This window comes from Hymenobacter negativus, assembly GCF_017571495.1.
Taxonomy (GTDB): Bacteria; Bacteroidota; Bacteroidia; order Cytophagales; family Hymenobacteraceae; genus Hymenobacter; species Hymenobacter negativus.
In genome coordinates this window covers 28,476-51,288 of the sequence record NZ_JAGETZ010000024.1, presented here as the reverse complement: position 1 = coordinate 51,288, position 22,813 = coordinate 28,476, and the positions used below count along the sequence as shown (strand labels likewise).

Annotated in this window: 15 protein-coding genes; 3 read left to right on the top strand and 12 right to left on the bottom strand. The window is 60.7% G+C overall.

Features of this window, described 5'->3' with window-relative positions:
- Position 1: 1 nt before the first annotated feature.
- From J4E00_RS28520 to J4E00_RS28465, 12 genes are all read right to left on the bottom strand, one after another.
- Positions 2–2,815, bottom strand: a complete 2,814-nt coding sequence (locus J4E00_RS28520; RefSeq protein WP_208178769.1) for a family 78 glycoside hydrolase catalytic domain — start codon at positions 2,813–2,815, stop codon at positions 2–4.
- A gap of 451 nt (positions 2,816–3,266) precedes the next feature.
- Positions 3,267–8,108: a DUF3320 domain-containing protein gene (locus J4E00_RS28515; RefSeq protein WP_208178768.1), complete on the bottom strand. Its 4,842-nt coding sequence runs from the start codon at positions 8,106–8,108 to the stop codon at positions 3,267–3,269.
- A gap of 204 nt (positions 8,109–8,312) precedes the next feature.
- On the bottom strand, positions 8,313–9,263 hold the full coding sequence (locus J4E00_RS28510; RefSeq protein ID WP_208178767.1) for a radical SAM protein: 951 nt from the start codon (positions 9,261–9,263) through the stop codon (positions 8,313–8,315).
- A 68-nt stretch (positions 9,264–9,331) separates the two neighbouring features.
- On the bottom strand, positions 9,332–10,069 hold the full coding sequence (locus J4E00_RS28505; RefSeq protein WP_236050317.1) for an ABC transporter ATP-binding protein: 738 nt from the start codon (positions 10,067–10,069) through the stop codon (positions 9,332–9,334).
- On the bottom strand, positions 10,066–10,719 hold the full coding sequence (locus tag J4E00_RS28500) for a hypothetical protein (RefSeq protein WP_208178766.1): 654 nt from the start codon (positions 10,717–10,719) through the stop codon (positions 10,066–10,068). The genes J4E00_RS28505 and J4E00_RS28500 overlap by 4 nt, the downstream gene beginning before the upstream one ends.
- The gene (locus tag J4E00_RS28495) at positions 10,712–11,332 is read right to left on the bottom strand and encodes a hypothetical protein (RefSeq protein ID WP_208178765.1); all 621 of its coding nucleotides are present in this window, start codon (positions 11,330–11,332) and stop codon (positions 10,712–10,714) included. Before J4E00_RS28495 ends, J4E00_RS28500 begins: the two co-directional genes overlap by 8 nt.
- Before the next feature lie 133 nt (positions 11,333–11,465).
- Positions 11,466–12,362, bottom strand: coding sequence for an ABC transporter permease (locus J4E00_RS28490; protein WP_208178764.1), 897 nt, complete (start codon positions 12,360–12,362; stop codon positions 11,466–11,468).
- Positions 12,352–13,215 carry an ABC transporter permease subunit gene (locus J4E00_RS28485; RefSeq protein ID WP_208178763.1) on the bottom strand — a complete coding sequence of 288 codons (864 nt, stop codon included), beginning with the start codon at positions 13,213–13,215 and terminating at the stop codon, positions 12,352–12,354. Before J4E00_RS28485 ends, J4E00_RS28490 begins: the two co-directional genes overlap by 11 nt.
- A complete protein-coding gene (locus J4E00_RS28480) occupies positions 13,181–14,410 on the bottom strand; it encodes an ABC transporter substrate-binding protein (RefSeq protein WP_208178762.1) in 1,230 nt (409 codons plus the stop codon). The genes J4E00_RS28485 and J4E00_RS28480 overlap by 35 nt, the downstream gene beginning before the upstream one ends.
- Positions 14,411–14,488: 78 nt before the next feature.
- The gene (locus tag J4E00_RS28475) at positions 14,489–17,518 is read right to left on the bottom strand and encodes a TonB-dependent receptor (RefSeq protein WP_208178761.1); all 3,030 of its coding nucleotides are present in this window, start codon (positions 17,516–17,518) and stop codon (positions 14,489–14,491) included.
- Positions 17,519–17,614: 96 nt separating this feature from the next.
- Positions 17,615–18,313, bottom strand: a complete 699-nt coding sequence (locus J4E00_RS28470) for a DUF2064 domain-containing protein (protein WP_208178760.1) — start codon at positions 18,311–18,313, stop codon at positions 17,615–17,617.
- A 200-nt stretch (positions 18,314–18,513) separates the two neighbouring features.
- A complete protein-coding gene (locus J4E00_RS28465; protein WP_208178759.1) occupies positions 18,514–19,497 on the bottom strand; it encodes a type VI secretion system baseplate subunit TssG in 984 nt (327 codons plus the stop codon).
- Positions 19,498–19,695: 198 nt separating this feature from the next.
- Between J4E00_RS28465 and J4E00_RS28460 the strand changes: the two genes are divergently transcribed.
- The 3 genes from J4E00_RS28460 to J4E00_RS28450 are packed head-to-tail and all read left to right on the top strand — an operon-like array spanning position 19,696 to position 22,715.
- Entirely contained in the window at positions 19,696–20,547 is an 852-nt protein-coding gene (locus J4E00_RS28460; protein WP_208178758.1) for a TssN family type VI secretion system protein, read from the top strand.
- 56 nt (positions 20,548–20,603) lie between these two features.
- A complete protein-coding gene (locus J4E00_RS28455; protein ID WP_208178757.1) occupies positions 20,604–21,812 on the top strand; it encodes a hypothetical protein in 1,209 nt (402 codons plus the stop codon).
- A 30-nt stretch (positions 21,813–21,842) separates the two neighbouring features.
- Positions 21,843–22,715: a hypothetical protein gene (locus tag J4E00_RS28450; RefSeq protein ID WP_208178756.1), complete on the top strand. Its 873-nt coding sequence runs from the start codon at positions 21,843–21,845 to the stop codon at positions 22,713–22,715.
- Positions 22,716–22,813: the final 98 nt, after the last annotated feature.

The window sequence follows — 22,813 nt, the reverse complement described above, 5'->3', positions numbered from 1 at the left end:
ATTACAAGGTTGGGCCAACCTCAAAATGATAAATCCCCGAGCCGGCCTTGATGCGCGCCCGACCGTCAGCGAAGCCCAGCGACTGTAGCTCCGGGTGCTTCTCCAGCGGCTGGCCGCCTTCCGTGATGCGCGCCGAAGCGGTGGCTGGCAGGTAAATCGTGGCCGTGGTATTGGCCGGAATAGTCACCGTCAAATCGAAGGTTTCTCCTATCTTTTTCCAGCTTGTCGCAATGAGGCCGTAGGGCGAGTGGTGGCTGGCCCGGGCGCTGGTCACGTCGCCCACTGGCTCGGGCTTGATGTCAATCTGGCTGAAGGCTACCGACCCATCAGCCGGACGAATGCCGCCCAGGCCGCCGTAAAACCACTCCTGCAAATGTCCCAGCATCAAGTGGTTGTTCGATACCGTGGGCAGCGCAGCCCACGATTCGGTGAGGGCCGTGGCGCCGTGGGCCAGTTGGTAGCCGTAGCCGGGCACATCCGACCGGTTGTTCATCGCAAAAATGACGTCGGAGCGGCCCGCCTCTTCCAGCACGCGCAGCAGGTAGCGGTAGCCGATGTCGCCGGCCGTCAGAGCGTTGGCGCGGGTGCGCAGGTCCTGCACGATATTTTCGACCACGGCCGCTTTATCGGCGGGCGCCACTAGGCCCATGTACACGGCCATGGCATTAGCGGTCTGGCTGCCAGTGGCGTACTGCTTGGTTTGGGGGTTGAAGAACTTCGTGTTGAAAGCCGTTTTGACCTCCGCGCCCAGCTTCTCGTAGGCCGTGGCATCGGCGGTTTTGCCCAGCAGCCGGGCAATGCTGGCCATTAGCGTGAGGTCGTAATAGTAAGTGGCCGTGCCGGTTACGCCCATCGGGGTGAGCTGGGAGGTGCCCGGCGGCTTGGGGCCGAGGTCGTACCAGTCGCCCAGGCCTTGCGAGAGAATGTGTCCGTTGGCTTTCGTGCCGAGGTAGGTCACGTAGCGCTGCATCATGTCGTAGTTCTCGGCCAGCACCTGGCGGTCGCCGTACCACTGGTACACGTACCAGGGCAGAATGATGCTGGCGCTGCCCCACTCTGGCGAGTCGCGGAACATGTCGCCGCCCCACTCAAACTTGACGTATTCAGGCGCGATTTCGGGCACCAATCCGTCGGCCATTTGCGAGGCGCGCATGTCGGCTATGGTCTTGCGGCAGAGCGTGGCGATGTCGTAGCCGTAGCGTAGCGAAGCGCCCATGAGGTGCGTCTGTTCGAGCCAGCCCAGCTTTTCGCGGTGCGGGCAGTCGGTCATCACGCTGGCTAGGTTGCTTTTTACGGCCCAGTCAATCAGTGTATTGGTGCGGTTGAGTAAGTCGTTCGAGCACGAAAACGTCCCCGCGCTGGCGGCGGCGTTGCGGGTGTGCAACGCTGTCAGGCGCATGATTTCGGGCTGGCTCTTCGGGTTGGCTTCGCCTTTGGGCACACCGCCCTCTACCTGCGCGTAGCGGAAGCCGTAGTAAGTAAAGCGGGGCCGCCAGGTTTCTACGCCGCTGCCTTTCAATACATACGTGAAATAAAAGCCGCGCCCCGTATTTTTCTGCGTCACCATTTTGTCGGCTCCCAGCAGCTCGGCCGGCGTAATGCGCACCGTGTCGTCCCGGTGACCTCGCACTTGTAGCTCGATGATGCCTGAGGCGTTCTGCCCGAAGTCGTACACCCACTTACCGGTTTGGGGCTGGGTTATACTTTGGGCCTTAAAGGTATCGAAGGTCTGTAGCGGCTCCTGCTGCTGGGTGAGCAGCTCGGCCGGGCCATCGACGCGGATAACCGGCCGCCAGCTTTTATCCTGAAAAGCAGCCGTGGCCCAGCCAGTTGGCTCCAGACCCGCGTTATAGTCCTCGCCGCCATAAATGCTGCTGAAAGTAACCGGCCCGGCTGCGGTGCGCCAGGTGGGGTCGCTCACTACGTCGGCGTGCGAGCCGTCGGCGTAGTCCAAGGCCAGCCGGCAAATCAGCTTCGGGTGCCCAAAAGCCGACTTTAGCTTGCGATAACGCTCTTTCACCGGCGGCACGTAGTAGAAGCCGTTGCCGAGCATGACGCCCAGCGCGTTGGGGCCGCTTTTTACGAGGCTCGTCACGTCAAACGTCACGTACTGCACTTGCTTGTCGTACTTTGTCCAACCGGGGTCGAGGAAATGGTTGCCTACTTTCTGGCCATTCAGGATGGCTTCAAATTGCCCTAGGCCGCTGATGAACAGCGTGGCTTTGGTGGGCTTTTTGGCAGTAAACTGCTTCCGCAGCAACGGCAGGATATTGTTGTCGCGGTAGGTGTCCTTGGCCCCGTCCACGGGCAGCACGGTCACCCGCTCGGCGGGCAGTTGGTCGTAGGCTATCCACTGGGCGCCTTTCCAGTCGGCGGGTCCGAACAGGCCCGTTTGCCACTCGGCTGGGGCTGACCAATCAGAAGCACCGTTTTGGTTATCCCAAGTTTTTACCTTCCAGAAATACGTTTTTGCCGGCTGCAATGCGGTGCCCGCGTAGCTCACCTGGATGGATGCAGCTGAAGTGACTTTGCCGGTATCCCAGATGTTGCCAATGTTTTGACTAAGCTTTTTCGGGTTGTCCGAGACTAGAATCTGGTAGGCGGTCTGCTGGATGTTGCGGCGGTCGGAGCGTAACTCCCAGCTTAAAGCGGGCTTGGCGGTTTGCACGCCCAGCGGGTGCAGCTGATACTCGCATTTCAGGTTGGCATTAACCAGCTTTTGCGCGGCGACCGGATGATAAATCAGTATAGAAACCGCCAGCAGGCAATTGGAAAACAGCGCAGAATCAAAAAAGGGAAATCGGCGTGTTGTCATTGCTTTGCATCGCAACGCTGCCCTTTTTTGGTTGGGAAGCTGGGAGTTTTACTTGATAAAGCAGCCCGCGCAGGCCAATTTGAGAACATCCTGGCCCAATGCGAATTTTCAGTGCGCAGGGCTTTCAACAAATGTAGGATTCTGCCAAACCGGGCTCGTGCCCTCCTTTGCCAACTTCTTGTAGGATGTTAGCATAGCACCCTGCGCCCCGATTAATGCCCAAAAACTAGGTAAGAAGCCGGCTGCGCAACTGAGTTTGCGCACCTACCCAACTGCTTCGTTTCCTGCCCTAACCAACCGTGTGAAAAACACCCGACCAGCACTGCGAGTCACTGCTTTACCACTGCGCACACTTCGCAAAATCACGTATGCTGGCTATGCCACGCAATCCCTGCTGAACTGATGTGTCTCTCGCTGAGCTGACAGGGCTGTAGAAGCCTCGCGCTCGCAGCTACATAGGCTTCAGCACGCCCTTGGTTTCACTCAGCTTTTCGTCGGCTACCAGTTGGTTGATAGCCGACGAAAAAACCTGACGTTGCTCCTCGCTTGGGCGGCTGAAACCCAGCAGCCGCGCTGCGGGCAGAGCCACTGCCTCCCGCTTCACGGCAAAGCCGTCGCGCACCACGCGGAGTACCGCAGCGGCTACTTCTTCGGGCGCTACAAAGCTGAGCTTGCGGGAAATGGCGGGAAGGGTGCTGCGGTCGCGCAGGGGAGGCGCGGCCGGGGGCATGGTGGGTGTCCACAGAAAGTTGCCCTGCTGGCGGATGCCGCCCATTTTGGCGGCTAGGTCGATGGCCTGGGCCACGCTGGCCCGAATGCGGGACCCAACCTGCGTGACTCCCGTAGCGGCGGCCAGGCGGCGGGTTGCTTCATCGACATGCACAGGGCTTTCCACGGCTACTACTTCGGATACCCAAGCGGCCAAGCGGCCCGTGGGGTGCTGGTGCAGCTCGCGCTGGCGGATGGCAGCCGGCAGCTGGGCAACCTGATAGGGGATGGTGCCGTGGCTGGTCGCCACGGCTGGCGCTTCGCGTTCCAGAGCTCCCAGCCGGCGCGTGTTGCTTTCGTCGTCGGCCAGCGCATCGGCTTGGTCGAGGACCGATAGGTGGCGGGCTTCTTCAATAGCCGCCACGGTGCGCTCGGTTTCGCCGGCCGGGTCGCGAAACCAGTCAGTGCTCCAGATGCGGTGCAGGCGCCAGCCCACGCTTTCGAGCACTTCCTGCCGCAGTCGGTCCCGGTCGCGGGCCGAACGGGCCGAGTGGTACATGGCTCCGTCGCACTCGATGCCCAGCACGTAGCGGCCGGGTTGGTCGGGGTCCACCACGGCCAAATCGAGGTAAAAGCCCTGGCTGCCAACCTGGGGACGCACCTGGTAGCCGCGCGCCGTAAGAGCCCGGTGCACGGCTTCCTCAAACGGAGATTCCAAGGCGCGGTCGGTTTCTTCGTTCCGATTGAGGCGGCCATGCTGGGCAAAGCTGAGGAAGGTTTTGAGGGCAGCCACGCCCCGGGCCGGCGTTCGGCTGAGGTCCAGGTCGTCGGCCGTGAGGTTGGTGAATACCTCGCAGCGCTGGCGGGCGCGGGTGATGAGCACGTTGAGGCGCCGCTCGCCGCCTTCGCCGTTGAGCGGGCCAAAGCTCATGGTGAGGTAGCCGTCCTTCGTGCGGCCGTAGCCGATGCTGATGAAAATGACGTCACGCTCATCGCCCTGCACGTTTTCTAGGTTCTTAATGAAGAAAGGCTCGTGCGCGTGGCGGCTGAAAAAAGCTTCGGTTTCGGGGTGCTGCCAGCGCCGGATTTCCAGCGCATCCTGAATGGCTTGGCGTTGCGCCGTGCTAAAGGCCACCACGCCCAACGTGAGCGTGGGGCTGGTGCGGGCGTGGTGCAGCACGGCCTCCGCTACGGCGGCAGCTTCGGCCGGGTTGGTGCGCGTGGTGCCGCGCTCGTAGTGCGTTTCGGGCAGGTGGTGGTACACCAGGCCCAAATGACCCTGGCCGCCCGGGCTGGGAAAAATAACCAGCTTGTCGTCGTAGAAAAGATGGTTGGAGGCGGCAATCAGGGACTGGTGCAGGCTGCGGTAGTGCCAGCGCAGCATGCGCTCGGGCATTTGACGGGCAGTGCACAGCTCCAGAATACTCTGAATGTCGGCCGTCACGTTTTCCTCGTCCGCTTCCTCACCACTGTTGGTAAGGGAATCGAAGAAGCTGGTGGGCGGCAGCTGCTTGGAGTCGCCCACTACCACTAGCTGCTTGCCTCGCGCAATGGCACCCAGCGCATCCACAGGCTTCACCTGGCTGGCTTCGTCAAACACCACCAAATCGAACGCCACCGCGCCCGGCGGCAGGAAGCTGGCCACCGAAAGCGGCGACATCATAAACACTGGCTTGATGGCCTGCACTGCCCGCCCGGCCTCCTGCATGAGCCGGCGAATGGACAGGTGCCGGCTCTTCTTCGCAAACTCGTTGCGGAGCACCAGCATTTGCCCGCCAGCCTGTTGGTTGGGCAGCTGCGCGTGGTGGTTCTGCATGGCCCGCACGCGGTTGTGGTACAGGCTGTCGCGGTCGGCCTGCCGGAAGCGAGCGGCCAGTTCCTCATGCCCGGCCCGCTCAAATTGCCGCAGGGCCGGGTGTTGCTCGTAGGCCACTTTTTGCAGGTTTTCCAGCCAGGTCTGCCGCACAGCGCTGGCCAGAAAGCGTCCGGCTTCAGGCCAGCTTTCGACCAGCAAGAGTAATTCAGGTAACTGCTCGGCCTGCACGCTGGCGGCCACATTGTTCCATTCCGTAACCAGGCGCAGGGCGGGCAGGTCGGCGGTCCATTGGCGCAGCGTAGTCAGCTGTGCGGCGAAGGGCTGGAATTGCAGGCGGCCATCGGGACCAAAGCGCCGGGCCTCGTTTAGCTGCAAGGCATCAGCCAGGCCCTGCACGGTGGTGCGTTGCCGGGCCAGAGCTGTTTCCAGCGCCGCAAGGGCCGCGGTGATGCCCTCGGAAGGGCTGCCCCCGGCCAGATAATTCAGCAGGGCGGCAGGCAACTCGTGGCGGGCAATGCGCTGGTGGGTTAGCGTCAGGTAGTCGGCCACGCGGCGCAGGGCGGCCCAATCGGAGCGAAGGCCCTGCCAGGCCGGACCAAACAATGAAGCCATCAGGGGGTTGCCTTCGGCAATGGTCTGGCGGTGCCGGCGGGCTTCGTGAATGGCATCGATAACAGTCACCAAAGCCGTTGCCTCATCGGGCAATGCGCGTTGCCAGATGCTTTGCAGCCGCTTGCGGGCATTACGGTAGTCGCCGCTAGCAAACTTCCACCACTTGTCGCCATAGGCCAGTAAGGCCGCTCTTTCAGCCAGCAGCTGCTGGTCCCATGCTTCGGGAAGCAGGGTGGTATCGTGCTGCTGGTGCAAGGCGGTGTAGGCCATACCTGCCTGCAATACCTCGGCCACGCGGCTGGCCTCCTGTACCCAGGCCGCATCCGTTACCGCCGGGCCAGGCAGGCCAGGGGCTAGCTGCGCATGGCGGGCCGCCGGCAGCAGGGCTTCGGCCTGCGCCCGCTCTGTGGGAGCCGGCAGGCCTAGGTGTCGTGCCAGGGCTTCAGAGGTAGTTTGCAGAGTTTCAATGGTGGCTGAAGCCTGGCGCAGCTGACTTTCTAACGCATCCTGCGCGGCGGGCAGTAGCACAGTCAGCTCACTGCCCCAGAATAGCAGATTTTTCGGCACGCCGATTTTCTGCAAGGTGGCTTGCAGGCGGGTAGCCATGGCTTCGGCGTGGGCTGCGTCGGCATCAGTCCAGCTGCTGAGGCGGGCAAACGGGATGCGCGGCAACGCTACCGGGCCGCGCTTTTCGTTCAGGTGCAGCAGCTCACCGGCAAGTTGCTGGGCAGTACGGCGGCTGTGGCCCAGCGGCGCGTTTACAGCCAGCGCGTAGTCGTTCAGGGCTTGGCGGTAGCGGGGGAGCTGGGCCATTTGGTCGGCAACACCGGTGGCGGTGGCCGGGCGGCCCAGGCCGAGCGTGTGGCGCAGCTCATCGTGCAAGCCCTTTTTATTGGCTTTGTGGCTGTGCAACTCCAGGCAGGCCGCACCCAGGCCCAAAGCATCGAGGCGGCGCTTTACTACTTCCAGCGCGGCCATCTTTTCGGCCACAAAAAGCACTTTTTTACCCGCCCCAATGGCCTCGGCCAACAGGTTGGCAATGGTCTGGGACTTGCCGGTGCCGGGCGGGCCCTGAATAACCAAGTTGCGGCCCTCGTGCACGGCCAGCAGCGCCAGCAACTGCGACGAGTCGGCGTCGAGCACCTGGTGCAGGTCGGCGGCGGGACTCTCGGTATCCAGGAAGGCAGTGTCGCTCACCGACGGTGGCGCGTCGCGGAAGCCGCTGTTGCGGCCCAGCAGCGCCCTAATAGCTGGATGCTCCAATAGGTTTGCGCCCGCGGGCCAGGTTGCTGGGTCCAAATCCCGGTACAGCAGAAACTTGCCAAACGAAAAAAAGCTCAGGGTGATGGTGTTGGCATCGACCCGCCAGCGCGGCAGCCCAGCCACGGCCGCCAGCACAGCGGCGTAATAGTCGCTCAGCGTGCCGTCATCATCCAGCTCGGGCAGCGGCAGTGCCACGCCAAACCCGGCCTTGAGTCTAGCTTGCAGCGATAGGTTGCCCTCTACCTCGGCACCGGTGTAGCGCAGCCTGAATCGCTCGGCGGCGGTGCCGCGCTCCAGCAGCACGGGCACCAGCACCAGTGGCGCCTGACGGGGCTCTTCGCTGCGCTCGGTCTCGTACCAGGTGAGCATGCCCAGGGCCAGATACAAGATGTTGGCGCCGGTTTCTTCCAGGCTGGTGCGGGCCGTGTAGTAGGTGCGCTGCAAGCGGCTTTCCAGCCGGGCCAGCGACTCATCGGTTTGCAGCTTGTTGTCGGTGAGCAGGGCCTGGTGTTCCGTTTCTGCCGGCTCGGGTGCTTCGTAAGCGGTGCTCAATGCTTGCAGATGGGCGGCCCGGCGCTCGTCCAGCTCCGCTTCTGTTAACCCCGCAGTAGCCCCTTCCAATGAGGTAAAGCCAGTTGTGGACCGGATAGCTCGGGCTGACTTCCCCGCCGCAAGCCGAGAATCGGGGATGCCCTGGAAATACATCGTTTTGCCCTGCCGGACCAGCATCTCGTACACCGGTGTGGCTTCCTCGCGCACAATGGCCACGCCCTGCGCCGTCGACAACTTGAAGTTAAGCAGTGGGTTGCGCATCCCCAGGTCCAGCAGCTCCTGCCGGGCGGCTTCGAGCCGGGCGGCCAGGGTACTGTTTTCCTCGGGTAGCAAGGGTGACATAAAACGTTCTTGAATGACCAGTCCGTAATCGCAAAGCTGCGGAGTGTAAGCTCGACTAAAATCAGGCGAAATTATCGTCAGATTTCATTCTGACGACAGAACCGTCCGACCAACTGAAGTACAAGCTGTCTGACCCGCTGCAACAGTGCCGTCCAACGACAATCAGTCGGACGGCTTCACCATCGGACCGGAGTCGGGCATGTGTTAAGCCTGCCAAAGCGGCGTCGTACTGGCTATAGACGTCTGAATTGCCCCCTGGTTATGCTCGAAAAACTCATCGCACCAGCGGCAGACGTTCTGCAATTCTTCGCCACGAGCCAGCGCGTGCTCCTCCGTTACGCCAACGGACTCGCCCATTTTCCACGGCTCGCCCTGGTTGAGGCGCTGCATGATTTCGGATTTGGAAGCACGTAGCAGTACATCGGCCACTTTTTCCTGGCGGGCGTCGCCTAGGGGAAACTTCGTGCCGGGACAGCATGGATTGATTTTCCAGAGCTGGATGCTGATTTCCTGGGGCAGGTCGGTGCCCCCCAGAAAGCCTTTGGCCCCGGAGAGGATGGCGCAGAAGTTGTGGCTGGGGTCGCGCAGCCAGATGTCCTTTTCGAGGGCGCGACCCCGGGCCCAATTGCCGCCCAGCCACATGTCGTCGGTGGCACCCCAGTAGCCCCAGCTCAGGCGGTGGCCCTCCACAAGCAGATGCTCCTTTTCGATAAGCGGGTCGTGGTCGTCGCCGTTTACGCCGCGGCTCTCGAAGAGGTCGGCCAGGGTCATCAGGCGGGAGCCGGCCATTTTATGGTAGCGGTCGATGCTGGCGATGTCGAAGCGGGTGACACCTTTTTCAATCAGTAAATCCAGGATTTCTGGGGTAAGCAGGTCGCCATTGGTTTGAAGCATAACCTGCGTGCGGCCCTGGTATTTCTCCTGCACGGCATCGAGGATGAGGTAGAGCTTGGCGCGGTCGGCAATGGGCTCGCCACCGGAGAGGATGAGGCGGTCGATGCTGTCGGGCAGGTTGCGCACAATGCGCAGGCAGTCCTGGGCGCTGATGCGCGTGCCCTGTGGTCCGGAGCTGTTGTAGCAATGGTCGCACTTGTCGTTACAGAGCTGGGTAAACACCCAATACACGGACTCGCAGTGGTTGAAATCGGCTTTCATAAATTGGCTGATTGACAGCAAAAAGAACGTCGTGCTTCTGGTCCATTCAGCACGACGTTCTTTTAGAACTATTCTAGTTTCTGTTGAATATTCTCCCAAAACGCCAGCTCGCTGCGGATAGCAGTGCGCGCATCCTGCACAAACTCGCCCACCGAGGCGAAGCTGGTGAGTTGGCCTTGGTCGAGGTAGGCGAAGCGGGTGCCAACGGTGAGGGCTTCGCGGCTGTCGTGGGTAACAAAGAGGGAGGTAATCTGGTGCTGCCGGCTCACGCGTAGGAACAGCTGCTGCATGTCGGCGCGGGTTTGGGCGTCGAGGTTACCGAAGGGCTCATCGAGCAGCAGCAGGCGCGGCCGGATGATGAGGGCCCGGCCGAACGACACCCGCTGCCGCTGCCCGCCCGAAAGCTGGTGGGGCGCTTTTTGGGCGTGCTCCCACAGGTCCAGTTCTGCCAGCAGCTCCTGTACCTGCTGGTTGATTTCGGCCTTCGCCACGTTGCGAATGCGCAAGCCGAAAGCCACGTTCTCGAACACGGTGAGGTGCGGAAAAAGCAGCGGCTCCTGGTAGAGGTACACCATCTGGCGCTCGTTGGGCGGCACGGGACGCAGGTCCTGGCCGTGCAGCAGCAGGGTGCCGGCAGTGGGCATTTCCAGGCCGGCTAGAATTTTCAGCAGCGTGGTTTTGCCGCAGCCCGAACGGCCCAGCACGGCCAGCACTTCGCCCTGTTCCAAAGAAAAAGAGACATCCCGCAGCACCGACTGCTCGCCGAACTGCTTGGACAGGTTTGCTACGGTCAGCAATTCGCTCATACCAACGCTCCCTCGCCGTACACGGTGGTGTCAATGGTCATGCGCTCGGGGACTGGCTGCACGCCGCTGAGCCAGGCAGTGAGGCGGTCTACGTAGTTGTCGAGGTGGGTAATTTGCTGCACGCCGTGCTCCACGATGGGGTCAAGGGTGGTAGCCAGCAGCGTGCCGCCATATTCATGAGTTTGCCAGGTAATGACGTCGCCTAGGTCGTTGGTTTGCAGGATTTCGGCCGACGTCGGCACGCGGGTGTACACGCCGTGGGTGTGCCAGCAGGCTTGGCGCGGGCTGAGGCCCTGGTACACGGGGTGGTTATAATTCGTGTCGGAAACCGGCGGGTGGGTTGGGTCTGTCACCCACCAATAGTTGTTCACAGGCCGGTCTTCCCACTGCGCATCCAGCCAGGCCGTAGACGAGTCGCCTTCCAGAAACACCTTCTTACCGGCCCGTAGGAAGTCATAGATAATGGCCTTTTTCTCGGTCAGCACCGCTTGGTTCGACTGAAAGGGAATGGCTAAGGCATCGAGGTCGGACATAGCGTTAGTGTCGAGGTCGTGCACGTAGAGTAGGCGATACAAGTCGCGGTACTTGGGGGCCGTGGCCATGGCGTAGTGCGACCACACGCCGTTGAAAATCAAGCCTATTTTAGCCATGTGCGGGAACGATTGAAGTGGAAAGCAGCCAGATGAAATTACGGTAGAGCGTCACGAGCGCACTATCTGAGAGGCCGGCGTAGGTGACATCCACCAGCGGGCCGCTGGCGGTGAGCAGCATGCGGCCGGCGGTGCTCACCTCGTCCAGCACTGCGATGGGACGCTGCCAGGTGTCGGCCAGCAACACGTCGGCATCCGGCGCGGCCTGGATATAACCGCAAGCCCACCAGCCGCTCATACCGTGGGAAAAATTCAGTTCGTCAAGGTCGAGGTTTTGCAAAAGCCCGTGGCGGTCGGTGCCGGCGGCGTAGCGCACGTCCTGGGTGCGACGCGAGTTATCCATTACCCACTGGTTGCCAGGTACCCAAGCGGTGAAAAAGCCGTCGCAGCAAACGAGGGCCTTGCCGGCATCTAGAAATGCGCGCACGTGGTTCTTTATTTTCAGCATGGCTACATGGTCTGAGCCGTTGGGCACCACCAGCAGGTCGTAGGGCGTGAGGTCAGGATTAAAATCCTTCGTGATGAGACAGGTGGTGTACTGCACTAGCTCATTCGACACGTAGTATTTGTTGAGCCCGACGAGGCCGTTGGAAATGAGCAAGGCTTGCAGCATGCGGGTTTTAGTTGGCAGTTATTCGTAGTTGTCAGGCTGGCTTCAGCAACTCGTTGCTGGACGCTAATTATTCGTTGTCCACAGTTAGAAAAACCTAACAACTGATAACCAACACCCAACAACTAAATCCAGCTTACGGCTTGCGCAGCAGGGCAGATTTATTAACCAGCAGAAGGACGACGGGCGGTAACAGCAGCAGCAGCGAAGCCACGGCGGCCAGCGGCGCGTTGGCCTCGCCTATATACGTGAACACCTGTACCGTGAGCGTTCGCACCTTGCCCACGCTAAGCACATTGGTCAGCCCAAAATCGAACCAGGCGAGCAAAAAAGTCTGCACCAGTGCGGTGCGCAGCAGCGGCCAGGCCAGTGGCAGCAGCACCTGCCGCAACGCCTGCCCAGGCGTGCAGCCCAGCGTGCGGGCCAGGTGCTCATACTCGGTGGTTTGCGCCGACCAAAAGCTGCGCATTAGCAGCGTGGCAAACGGCAGCGCCACTAGCAACAGCCCAACCAACACACCACCCACCGAGCCCGACAGATGCAGCCGAATAATAAAGGGCTGAATAAGCACGGCCAATAGCACCGGCGGCAGCGCATATGGCAGGTAGCTGGCTGCTTCCCAACGCGCTGTCGACCGGCTCTGTGCCATAGCCCGCGCCAGAGCAAAACCGCCCGCCGTAGCTACCACAGCCACCGTGCCGGCCAGCAGCAAGCTGCGGCCCAAGCCCAGCAGCAAGTCATTGTCAGCCGCCAGCAGGCTGCGCACTGCATCTAGGGAGTAAGCCGGCGGCATCGCTTGCGGAAATCGCCAATTTTCGCCCACCGCCAGCAGCCCGAGCAGCACGAAAGGCAGCCCGAAAAGCAGGATTAGCGCGGCAGCAAGGAATACGGCGCGGCCCCCTGACCCCCTCTCCAAAAAAGAGGGGGCACCGGATTTGCGCGGTTCGGAATCGCTCTCACGAACCGGTGCTCCCTCTTTTTTGGAGAGGGGGTCAGGGGGTGAGATACCGGGCGAAGCAAAATCAGAGCGCATGGCGACGAGTTAAGCGCAGCAGCAAAACAATCAGTCCCAGCAAGGCCGCTGCCACCAGGAAACCCGCCAGGTAGGCAGCTGGCAGCTCGCGCAGGTCGAAGCGTTGCAGGCGGTTGGCAATGTACACGCTCAGCATCTGCGGGTAGGGGCGGCCCAGCAGCAGGGGAATATCGTAGGCGCCCAGCGTGGCAATGAAGCTGAGCAGCAGCGTGGGCGCCGCCCGACGCAGCAGCACCGGCACGGCCACCCGTTGCCGAAACTGCTTCAAGCTGGCGCCCAACGTGAGCGTGAGCTGCCGGTATTCATCGAGCCGGGTTTCCTGATAAATAGCCAAAAATAGCAACGTCAGCAACGGAAACGTGAGCAGCACATGTCCCAGGATGATGCCGAGCCCTGCCCCATCCTGTACCAGCTCCGGGAAGGATTCGAGGCGCGGAATAAGCCCCAGCTGAAAGCTGATGCGCGACAACCACCCCGCCCGGCTTAGCAGTTGAAACAGGTAGAATCCAACCACCAGCGCGGGCATCAGCAGCGGCACGTAGAGCAGGCCCGGCAGCGGCCAGCGCCGTAGAGTGGGCTGCGCACGTAGCACCAGCAGCAATGCCAGCCCGGTAGCAATGCCCACCGAGGCCAGCGCCACCCACCCGCTGTAAAGCGCCGCGTAGAGCAGCCCCGTATCGGCCCCCAACGCCTGCCAATAGCGGCCGGTGAAGCCAGTTGCCAAGGGGCCCACCAGCCCCACACTGCCCAGCAGGGCATAGCCCAGTCCGGCTAATGGCAGGCCCACTACCAGCAGCCCGTACAGACTGAGCAGCGGACTAGGAAGCCGGAACGGGCGTGCCTTCGATGACATATGTGCGGAAATCCTTGAACAGGCGCGTCATGTATTCCGGGTCGGGCTCGGGCAGGGCCAGGCCCTGAATGGCTTCGCGCCGGGGAGCGTAGCGGCGGGAGGGCAGTTGCTCGAACTTCTGGCGCTGCGCGGCTGGCAGGGCCTTGAGGTTGAGCACGGTGTGGTCACCCCACACGTTGGGGTCCATCTTTTTTAGCTGTGCCTCGGGCGAGATGAGGAAGTTGACCACCAGCATGGCCGCCTCGGGGTGTTGCGCGTGCCGCACAATGCCCAGGTAGTGCGAGTTCTGGATGGTGCCAGGCGCGGGCACGTAGGCGCGGGCCGTGGCCGGAAATACCTTCTGGTTGACTTTGTTATCAACCTCGGCGTCGTTGTTGGAGAAGGTGAAAGCCACCTCGCCGTTGGCAAACAGTTGGTGCAGTGGCGCCAGTTGCTCGGGAAATGTTTGGCCCTGCTTCCAGAAGTAGGGCTTGCTCGCATTTACCTGCCGCCACAGTGCCCCCGACCACTTTTTATACACAGCGGCATCGAACTTTCCCTGAAACAGCTTCGGGTCACCCGATAAGGCTATCATCCAGGATTTGAGCAGGGTCATGCCCGTAAACTCGTTTGGGATGGTGAACTGTCCGGGGTGGGCTTTCACGAAAGCTGGCAGCTCGGCAAACGACTTTGGTGGCCTGGCCACCCGGGCCGAATCGTAAATAAACGTAAACTGCACATTGCCCCAGGGGCACTCCATGCCCGCCACCGGCTGCTGAAAATCGGTGTTGATAAACGGGTTTTGCAAGTCCAGCAGCGAAGCATTGGGCAGCTTTGCCACGAAGGGGCCCAGCAGCGCTTCCACCTGCCGCAGCTGATAAAACGTCTCGCCGTTAATCCAGAGCAGGTCGGCCTCGCTCGGTTGGTTGGCTTGCTGCTCGGCGGCCAGGGTCTGCACCAGGCCCGCGCCCTGGCCGGCCGCAAGCTGCAGGTCGATGCCGTAGCGCCGCTTCACCTCGGGCTTCACGTAGGTGTTCATGTAGCGGTTGATAAGCGGGTCGCCCTGCCACATCATCATGCTCACCGGCTGGCCTTTGCCCTTTGCTTCAATTTGCGGCCAGGGCTGGGCTAGTATCTGCTGAGGCGTGCGCTGCTCATGGGTGCCGCAGCCTACGAGCAGGGTGGTAGGGAGCAAAACAAGGAGTGCTTTTTTCATTTTCAGGACTCAAAGAACGTGATGCCTCAGCTACGCTCGGCATGACGTTCTATCGTATGACATTCTTCCTTCATTCAACTACAACGCGTAGCGCAGCCCAAACTGGAACTGCCGCGGCGCACTGGCGTTACGCCGTACGATGCCCGAGCCCGCCGGGCCTACCTGAATCTGGTTGCTCTGCGTGGCGTTGTTAGAATAACCGCTCAGGTTCTGGGTGTTGAGCACGTTGAATACGTCGGCCGTCAGCTCCAGGCGGCTGGTTTTCTCGCCGAAGTGCAGCGTGTACTGCGCGCCCACGTCAAACGTTTTCGACCAAGGCAGGCGGTCGGAGTTGCGGCCTTCGCCGGGGTAGCGGTCGGCGTTGCCGAGGTAGGCGGAGCTGAAGGAGCTGCCGTCGCCGTTCAGGTCGTTGGTAAATACGTTGGTGGTGCCCACGCGGTAGGCCCCCGCCACACGGTTGATGGGCTGGCCGCTTTGCAATAGCGCCGCCAGCGTAAAGCGCAGGCTGCGAACGGGGTAATAGCTGCCAATGGCATTGATAACGTGCGTGCGGTCGTTGATGGAATTGGCAAATTCGGGACCGTAGTTGTTGGCATCGGCGGCACGGAAGTTCACGTCTTCGGTGTCGTTTTTTAGGTTCGAGAGCGTGTAGGACACTCGGTAGCCGTACTTGTCCTCGGCAGCGTCTTTCTGCACGTTGAAGCTGGCGGCCATGTAGCGCGAGCGGCCCGCCGACTCGGTTTCGACCACGCTACGGGCCACGCCGTTCACGCGCTGCCCGTTGATGATGGCGTAGGAGCCCGTGGCATCCGTCATGATGGGCACCGGGCGGGTAGCATCGGCTAGGGTGGTGCTGCGCACCACCACGCTGTTGGGGTCGTTTTGCTGGTAAGACGACACCGCGTTGACGTTGCGCAAGCGGAACAAATCATACGACCGGTTGTACATCAAATCCACATAAAACAGTGTTTTCTGGTTCACTTGGTACTGGTAGCCCAGCGTAGACTGGTGCGAGTACGGGTTCTGGAAACCGTCCGGGTTTAGGATGCGGCGCTCACCACCGAACACCGTGGCCCGCTGCCCTTGTAGGCTGGCCGCCGATGGCCCGTTGAGGTACATGACGCCGCTCGTGAGGCTGGCCCCTTGGTTTCCATCGTAGGTGATGCGGTCCACGTCGGTATTGGCCGGCAGCGCGCCCACGCGCACCAGCTCGCGGAGCTGGGTTTTGTAGTCAGCCGAGTTGGTGTTCTGGCCAATGGCGTCGCTGTACACGGTATACAGGATTTTATCGTAAAAAATGCCGTAGCCGCCGCGCAGGCTGCTGCGCTCACTCAGGCGTAGGTTGAAGTTGGCGCGGGGCGCGATGTTGTTGCGGTCGCCGTGCGCGGCCCCGCCCTGCGAGAGGTTGTCGTAGTCGTAGCGCAGGCCCAGGGTTACGTTCAGGCGGTCGGTTATGGCCACTTGGTCTTCGAGGTACACGTTGTAGAGGTTTTGGGTGGTGCCGTAGGCGGCGGGGCGCAACTCCACATTGTAGGCCTTCACAGAATCGGGTTTGATGTCGTTGATGCTCAGGCCTGCACCCAGGTTGCGGGCAGCCAAAGCGGCCAGCGTGGCTTGGTTTAGCTTCACCGTGTAGCTGCCGTTGGGGTTGCCACCGCCATACAGCAGGTGCTCGGTGCTGATGATGCCGAAGCCGCCCTTGAAGGTGTTGCGGCCCTTGAGCAGCGTAAATTTTTGCTGGGCCTGCCAGGTGCTCTGGTGCGAATCGAAGAGGTAGCCGGGGTGGCCCAGTACGGCAACAACCTCGTCGCCCGGGCCAGTCACGGTCACGTCGGGGCTGTTGGGGTTGAGGGCGCGGGCGTAGTTCCAGCGGAAGCGGGCGTACTGCACGTCGGTTTCAGAAGTGAAATTCTGGCCCACGTACACGTTTTGGGTGGCAATGTTGAGGGAGTTGCGGTCCTGCTTGTTGCCCGTCGAGGGGAAGGCCAGGCCGCCGTCGAGGCCGCCGCCCTGGCGCTCGATGTTCACGATGCCCACGTTGGCCCGCAGCGACGAGCGAAACCGCTCCGTCCAACGCTGGTCGAGCTTGCCCGAGAGGTAGGTGAACTTGTTCTGGCCGCGCACGGTGGCGTTAATGCTCAGCTCGGGCGAGGTCAGCACGTTGTCCTTGAAATCGAAGGTCTGCTCCGCATTCACGTAGAAGAACGTCTTGTCCTTCACCAGTGCGCCGCCCACGCCAAAGCCGAACTGCTGGCGCTGGAAGCCACTTTTCACTTGGTTTCCGGACAGGTCGCGCTGGGCAAAATCCGTCTTGCCGTCGATGCCCGGGCCGGGTCGCGTTAGGTAAAATACTTCGGCGGTCAGGTCGTTGGAGCCCGACTTTGTGGTCACGTTCACGATGCCGTTGGCCGAGTTGCCGAACTCCGTGGAGAAGTTGTTGGTGAGCACGCTCACATTCTGAGAAAAGCCGACTGGAATAGCGAAGCGCGAGCCCCCAAGGAAGTTCTCGTTGTTGTCGAGCCCGTCAATTAAATAATTGGTGTAAAGGCCGTTGGCGCCGTTGATGCTCACGTTGGGCGCTTCGGTAAAAAAGCCGGTGGCCTGCGTCACGTTGGGCAGGCGGTAGAGGGCGCGGGTAATGTCGCGGGCCTCAATCGGAATCTCGCGCAACTCGCGGGCCGACAGTTCCGACGATACCTCCGCGTTCTGGGTGTTTATGGTGGTGGCGTTGTTGGGGGCTCGCACCGTCACGCCGGCCAGCGTCTGGTTACTCACCAAGGGCAAGTTCAGCGTCACGCTGGGGTTGGAGTTGGCGCGGAGCACGAGGCCGGTTTCGCGCACAGCCTGGTACTTGTCGCTCACCGCTGTGCTCACCGCGTAGGCGCCGGCGGTGCTCAGGCCTCGAAAGCGCACCTTGCCCTGCGCATCGGTGCTGAGTTCTGTGCTTAGGCCCACGGCAGCATTGTCGAGGTGCACGGGCAGGCCGGCCACGGGCTTATGGCTGCCGTTATCCAGCACCGAAACTACTAGGTCTACCTGCGCAAAAGCCCGATGTAACGGGATAAAAAACAGCAATAAAAGCGTAAGAAGTGAGGAGTTTTTTTTCATGGGTAACCACTAAAATTCAAGATGTAGAAGCGCACCCCGGCATCGAGCTTTCCGCAGATGGGGAAGTTCGATGCTGGAGTGGTAAACGCCGGAATTTTAGTGGTCTGGTGGTCCCCGATGTGGGTAGGCTGCCGCAAAGGCGGGCTGCGGCAGCCTATCCGAATGCCATACAAGGGGCGTAACAATGGACCGCCGCAGCCATCGCAGCACCCGCAGCAGCGAATTGCTCAGCGGTAGCCGAAGTGCTTGGGCTAAGTCCTGCTCATTGTCCACGTCTGCTAAGCGTGGCAGGGCTTGCACAGCAGCTCCGGCGGTTTCCAGGTGAGCGGCCAGCGACTGGCCCAGCGTGGCCGTTTGCCACGGCAGAGCGGCCCAGGTACTGGCATCGAAGTGCGTTTGGGCTACACCTAGCAGGTATACCCCACCGTCGGTAGTAGGCCCCAGCACCGCGCCGCCCTCCGCCAGCGCCGCCAGCGCCCGGCGCAGCAGTAGTACATCCAGCTGCGGACAGTCGTTGCCGATAACCAGCAGCCGCTCATACCCACTGGCAAAGGCCTTTTGCATGGCCTCGCTCAGCCGTTCGCCAAAGGTGACACCCGTTTGCCGGGCAGATTCAATCAACAGGAAATCAACCCCGGCCTGCTGCGCGGTAGTAGCAGCATGGTCGATAAGCCGGGCTACTACGGCTACATTCGCGCCATGGCCTTTGCTGCTTACCAGCTTCTTGCGCGCAGCGTCCTGCCTCGCCGAGCGGGTGAAAAGCAGAATAGCAACGGAAGAGTCAAAGTCAGCCAAACCAGGATGGACGATACTTGTCTATTGAGCAATGCGTCCATTTACGCCGGTGCAGCTACTTCAGATTTAGGCAAGGAAGCTGTTTCGAAATCCCCCGGCAGTATAGATGGTGCATCATTGCATCTTGGCGTTGAAAGAAATCAACCAAACGGCGCGGACATGCAAAGAGGCAGCCCCGCGCCGTCTGGTAGTTGATGGCCTCAGATTCCGGCGGTGGTAAAGCCCAGCACCGGCGCATCCTCGCCCTCGCCTAAGTAGAAAGACGGTTCCACCGTGGCCATTTCGTAGCGCACCACAACGTCGGTTTCGAAGGGTACGAAGTACTCGCAGAGCAGGGCCAGCGCTTTGGCAGGCCACTCACCGGCCAGATAGGCTTCCAAATCGGCTACAGAGAGACCGTGCAGACTGATTTCGAGGGCCGGCAGGGTTTCCTGGTAGTCCCCCCCCAGCACGAGGTCGCGGCCCAGGGCCAGGTTGCCCAGCGTGCCGCTGCTATTGGGCTGAGCAACCGTAGCCGTGGGCAGAGCATGTAGTTGCGGCTCTATAGTTCGCAGCTGCACATGTCGGCCCAGCACGCTCTCAAAATAGAGTTGGGTGCGGGGCAAGTCGCCGGTGATGCTATGCGCCAGGGGCAGCAGGTACAGCAGGTTGGTGAGTGGGCCGGGTGGCAGGCCGCAGTCAGCAATGCCCCAGAAGCGGGCCAGCGCCTCGTTGTACCAGTGGGCGGAAAGGTTGGTGAAGTAGCGCCGCTCTTCCTGCTCAATGCGGACGCGCATCCGAAAGAATTCCTGTTCGAACGGCAGGAAGAACAATCGGGTCGCTTTCTCTTTGCGGCGCTGCAGCCGGATGTCTTCCACCATAGCCCGTACGCCGGAGCTGGGGTCGTGCGTGGTTATGCCGGGTTGGTGGAACACCTGCTGGGGCAGCGCATCGTACATGCCTTCGCGGTGCAGCTCCAGCACGGTGCGCACTACGGGGAGGCTGCCACGCTCAAACGGCTCGTCGCTCACCGTGCCCAGGTCGCGGCGGTAGCGGCGGGCAAACAGGCCTACGGGCCGTACCAGGAAATCATCAAACGCGTAACCATAGGCCAGTAATTCGGCCATGATAACTTCGAGGCGCAAATCAAAGGGCTGGCGGCGCAGGCGCGCCAGCAGATGATGAACAGAAATAGTTTCGGTCACGGGTAGGAACTAAGAAAATAGAAGACGCTCAAAGTAACATGCTTCCAGCTGATTTACGCCAGCCATTTGGCTGAGGTTGGGCCAATGCCTGGGTAAAGAGGTGACCCTGACTTGAAATTTTGCGTACATTGTTCGGCTGCTCATAACCGGGGTAGGGGAGGCCCAGGCCCAACCACCCACCCGATTGTTCGTTCCCTAATGCTTCCAAATCCTACTTCTCAGGCCCGTTCGGCCGCTTCCAGCACCTTATCCAACGCCAGCTCGCGGGTGCAGAATAGTAAAGTATTCATTAGCAGCTTTCTTTATGTGCTGTGTACAGTCCTTGTATTTGGGCTGCTGGGCCTGGCGGCCGTGCGCAGTCCATGGGCATTCCCGCCCACGCTGGCACTGCTGCAGCTGGCCATTCTGCTGCTAGGCTGGCTGTATGCCGCGCAACTGCCCAAGTGGCTGAAGTGGTATGATGCAAACAGCCGCTGGCAAAGCGTACTTATTTTATTTGGTACGGCAATTATTGGGGCGTGCGCAATTCTGGCACTGCACTGGGTACCCTGGGCTAAAAACCAGCTGCCTCCTGCGGGTTTTGCCACGGCCGTCATTCCGTTTATGCTGCCATATTTCTTTTGGGAGTCGTACCAGGCGTGGCAGGCCATTCCTTATAAGCAGTACAAGCTGTGGCATTACAATCCGCTGGCCGCTAGCCCCGACCTGTCGCGCATGGACCTGAACAACTTTATGGTTATTCATTTTTGGATGACGAGGCGCTATGGCGAGTCCCTGTATCACGATTTTTCTTCGAAGGCCCCCCACCAGATGCGCCTGAGCGACCTGTTCGCCATCTTCCTGTCCGACTACAATCAGCTTAAGCCCGACCAGGCGTTGCAATACGTTGATAACCAAGGACAGTCTTTTGGCTGGCTGTTTTATGCCAAGCGTCCGTGGTGGCGCAGCCGACACTATTATGACCCTGACTACACCTTTCAGGACAACTTCCTGCGGCAGGGCAGCATCATTGTAGCGCAACGCGTACCTGCCCACAGCACCACCGAATAAACCCGTAGTGAACCACGCCGGCTTTTTTCGTTTACTTTCGCTTCTCTTTCCCGGCTATGATTCCTGAAATTACCTACTACCCCGTGAACTGGGTAGACGGGATGAAAATCTCCCGCCGCCACTTCGCCGAAACCGAGCGTTTTACGACCGACCATCTCCGCGACGCCACGGCCCTGCACCTGCGTCCGGATAGCTACGGCTTGCTGCCCGCTACCAACGAGTTGGGCAGCCCCGCCTCATTTGAGCTACTGCTGAGCGTAGACGCCCAAAACGAGGTTCAGGCCCGCCTCACCCAGTGCCGTGCCATTACGGCGGGCGGGGTCCGCATCGAAATCACGGCCAGTAGTGCGCCGCTTTCGGCCCGCAGCAGCCTAGCCCAGCTTCTCACCGCTTTCAACCTGTCGGCCACCGAGGGCCTGCGCTTTAGCGTGGTGCTCACCGCCAATCCATTTGAGCGTGTGCCTACTGGTACCCCCGCGCCCGAGGATGTGCCACCGCGTTATCCCTACACCCGCCCGGCCTACGAGTTGAGCTTCGTGCCCACCCAGCAACTGGGCAGTGCAGCCAGTGGAGCATTCACGCTGGTAGTGGGCGAGTTGCTGTATGCTGATGGAGAATTGCGACCCGTGACGCAGTTCATTCCACCCAGTACGGCCCTGGCTAGCCATTCGTCGTTGCTACAGGCCCTGCATCAGCTCGATTTTCAGTTGACGGAACTGGAAACCGATGCATTCAAAATCATTCATAAGGTGAAACTGCGCACCGACAAGCGCAGCCCCTTGGCCGATATGGTGCGCGAATTGTCCGAGCGTACTGTCTTTGCCCTAGCGCAGCAGCTCACCACCCTGCGCCTGATGGCCGCCACGCAGCCACCCATCTACCTGCTCGATGCGCTGCTACGGATAGCAAAGCAAGTGAAAACCTCACTCGATAGCCTGACCGAAGGCGAGCGCGAAGAGCTGCTAAAATATTTCGAACAATGGTCGGAAACGCTGCCAGCTACGCTGTTGGGCGCTTTGCAAAATGCTGTTACACTCACCTACAACCATCATCAGGTGCACGAGCACCTGCGCCAGCAGCAGCAGCTCTGGCAGTTGATAGGCGCTATTTTCCGGCAGCTTAGCCAGCTGGAATACATTGGCAAAAACAAAGAAGGCTGGCAGTCCTTCATCAATGAAAACCCGGTGGCCGCCAAGCCGCTGTCGGTGCCCGGCCCGGAGCCCCAGGGCAATGGCCCCGTTCGCTGGAATCCTTTCACCACCTAAGTCGCTGCCCGCCATCATCTTTCCGTTCGCATGAAACCCCTCAACCAACCCGAACGCCGCACCCGCTTGTGGCAGTTTACGTTGCTATACCTGTTGGCGCTGCTCATTCCGGTAGGGGCATCGTATTATCTGTTCTCAAACCGGAGCATTGCCGACGAAAATGCCCGCCTGAAGAAAGAGCTCGACCGTACCCACGAAGAACAGGCCCGCCTGATTACGCGCTTCGATACCCTGACCCAGCACTTGCAGCGCATTGATGTCATAGACCAGCGTCTGCGGGTCGAAAACAACGACCTTGTACTTGGCAAACTGGCCACAAGCAACCAGGATTATCTCAATTCCATTGCCGTAAATCTGAGTCAGCTGCGCAACGATTCGGCCCAGATGCAGATTCCGGCTCACCGCTTGATGGCCCGTAGTGTCCTGCGCGACTTTGACCTGTTCCGTTCTAACCGCGGCACTATTGACGTGCTCCGCCAGCAGTTGGCCAAAAACGGCGACGATACCAGAAGCGTCGAGCGCATGGCTGCCGAGTTGGCCCAGGCCAAACAGCAAATTATCATGCTGCAAGCCAGCCTGAACCGACCCATGCCTATGCCATCGGGTGGGGGAGGAGGTGGTGGGGGCCAAGCGCAAACACCTCCTAGCAGTGGCGGCCGCGCCCAGATAGCGCTGCTCACGGACCAGGTAGCTTTTGCCGAAGCCGACTGCCTACGCCAGCGTGCCCTCGACCACAAAGCACGCAGCAAGGAGCGCAAGCAATTGCTTGAGCAGTCCCGCACGGCATTCATCCAAATTCTGCAAGACCCCGCTACCGACGACCTAAAAGCCAGCATCGAGAAAACCCTGGAACCCATCAACTTGGAGCTAGGTCACCCGGCACGCTTCTTTGGGCTATTCTAAGTTATCCGTCAACCAAAACAACGATTTTGTAGGAGTAGCCAAAGAACCCGTCAGGAGGACTATAGGTAGAAAGAACAACTGAAAAATTGCCAAAGCCC

Bases quoted from the DNA above. Each gene is read 5' to 3' on its own strand.
- J4E00_RS28500 (WP_208178766.1), bottom strand. From the start codon at position 10,719: ATGGCTAAAATAGGCTTGATTTTCAACGGCGTGTGGTCGCACTACGCC.
- J4E00_RS28485 (WP_208178763.1), bottom strand. From the start codon at position 13,215: ATGTCATCGAAGGCACGCCCGTTCCGGCTTCCTAGTCCGCTGCTCAGT.
- J4E00_RS28460 (WP_208178758.1), top strand. From the start codon at position 19,696: ATGCTTCCAAATCCTACTTCTCAGGCCCGTTCGGCCGCTTCCAGCACC.
- J4E00_RS28510 (WP_208178767.1), bottom strand. From the start codon at position 9,263: ATGAAAGCCGATTTCAACCACTGCGAGTCCGTGTATTGGGTGTTTACC.
- J4E00_RS28490 (WP_208178764.1), bottom strand. From the start codon at position 12,362: ATGCGCTCTGATTTTGCTTCGCCCGGTATCTCACCCCCTGACCCCCTC.
- J4E00_RS28505 (WP_236050317.1), bottom strand. From the start codon at position 10,069: ATGAGCGAATTGCTGACCGTAGCAAACCTGTCCAAGCAGTTCGGCGAG.
- J4E00_RS28450 (WP_208178756.1), top strand. From the start codon at position 21,843: ATGAAACCCCTCAACCAACCCGAACGCCGCACCCGCTTGTGGCAGTTT.
- J4E00_RS28455 (WP_208178757.1), top strand. From the start codon at position 20,604: ATGATTCCTGAAATTACCTACTACCCCGTGAACTGGGTAGACGGGATG.
- J4E00_RS28495 (WP_208178765.1), bottom strand. From the start codon at position 11,332: ATGCTGCAAGCCTTGCTCATTTCCAACGGCCTCGTCGGGCTCAACAAA.
- J4E00_RS28515 (WP_208178768.1), bottom strand. From the start codon at position 8,108: ATGTCACCCTTGCTACCCGAGGAAAACAGTACCCTGGCCGCCCGGCTC.
- J4E00_RS28520 (WP_208178769.1), bottom strand. From the start codon at position 2,815: ATGACAACACGCCGATTTCCCTTTTTTGATTCTGCGCTGTTTTCCAAT.
- J4E00_RS28475 (WP_208178761.1), bottom strand. From the start codon at position 17,518: ATGAAAAAAAACTCCTCACTTCTTACGCTTTTATTGCTGTTTTTTATC.
- J4E00_RS28480 (WP_208178762.1), bottom strand. From the start codon at position 14,410: ATGAAAAAAGCACTCCTTGTTTTGCTCCCTACCACCCTGCTCGTAGGC.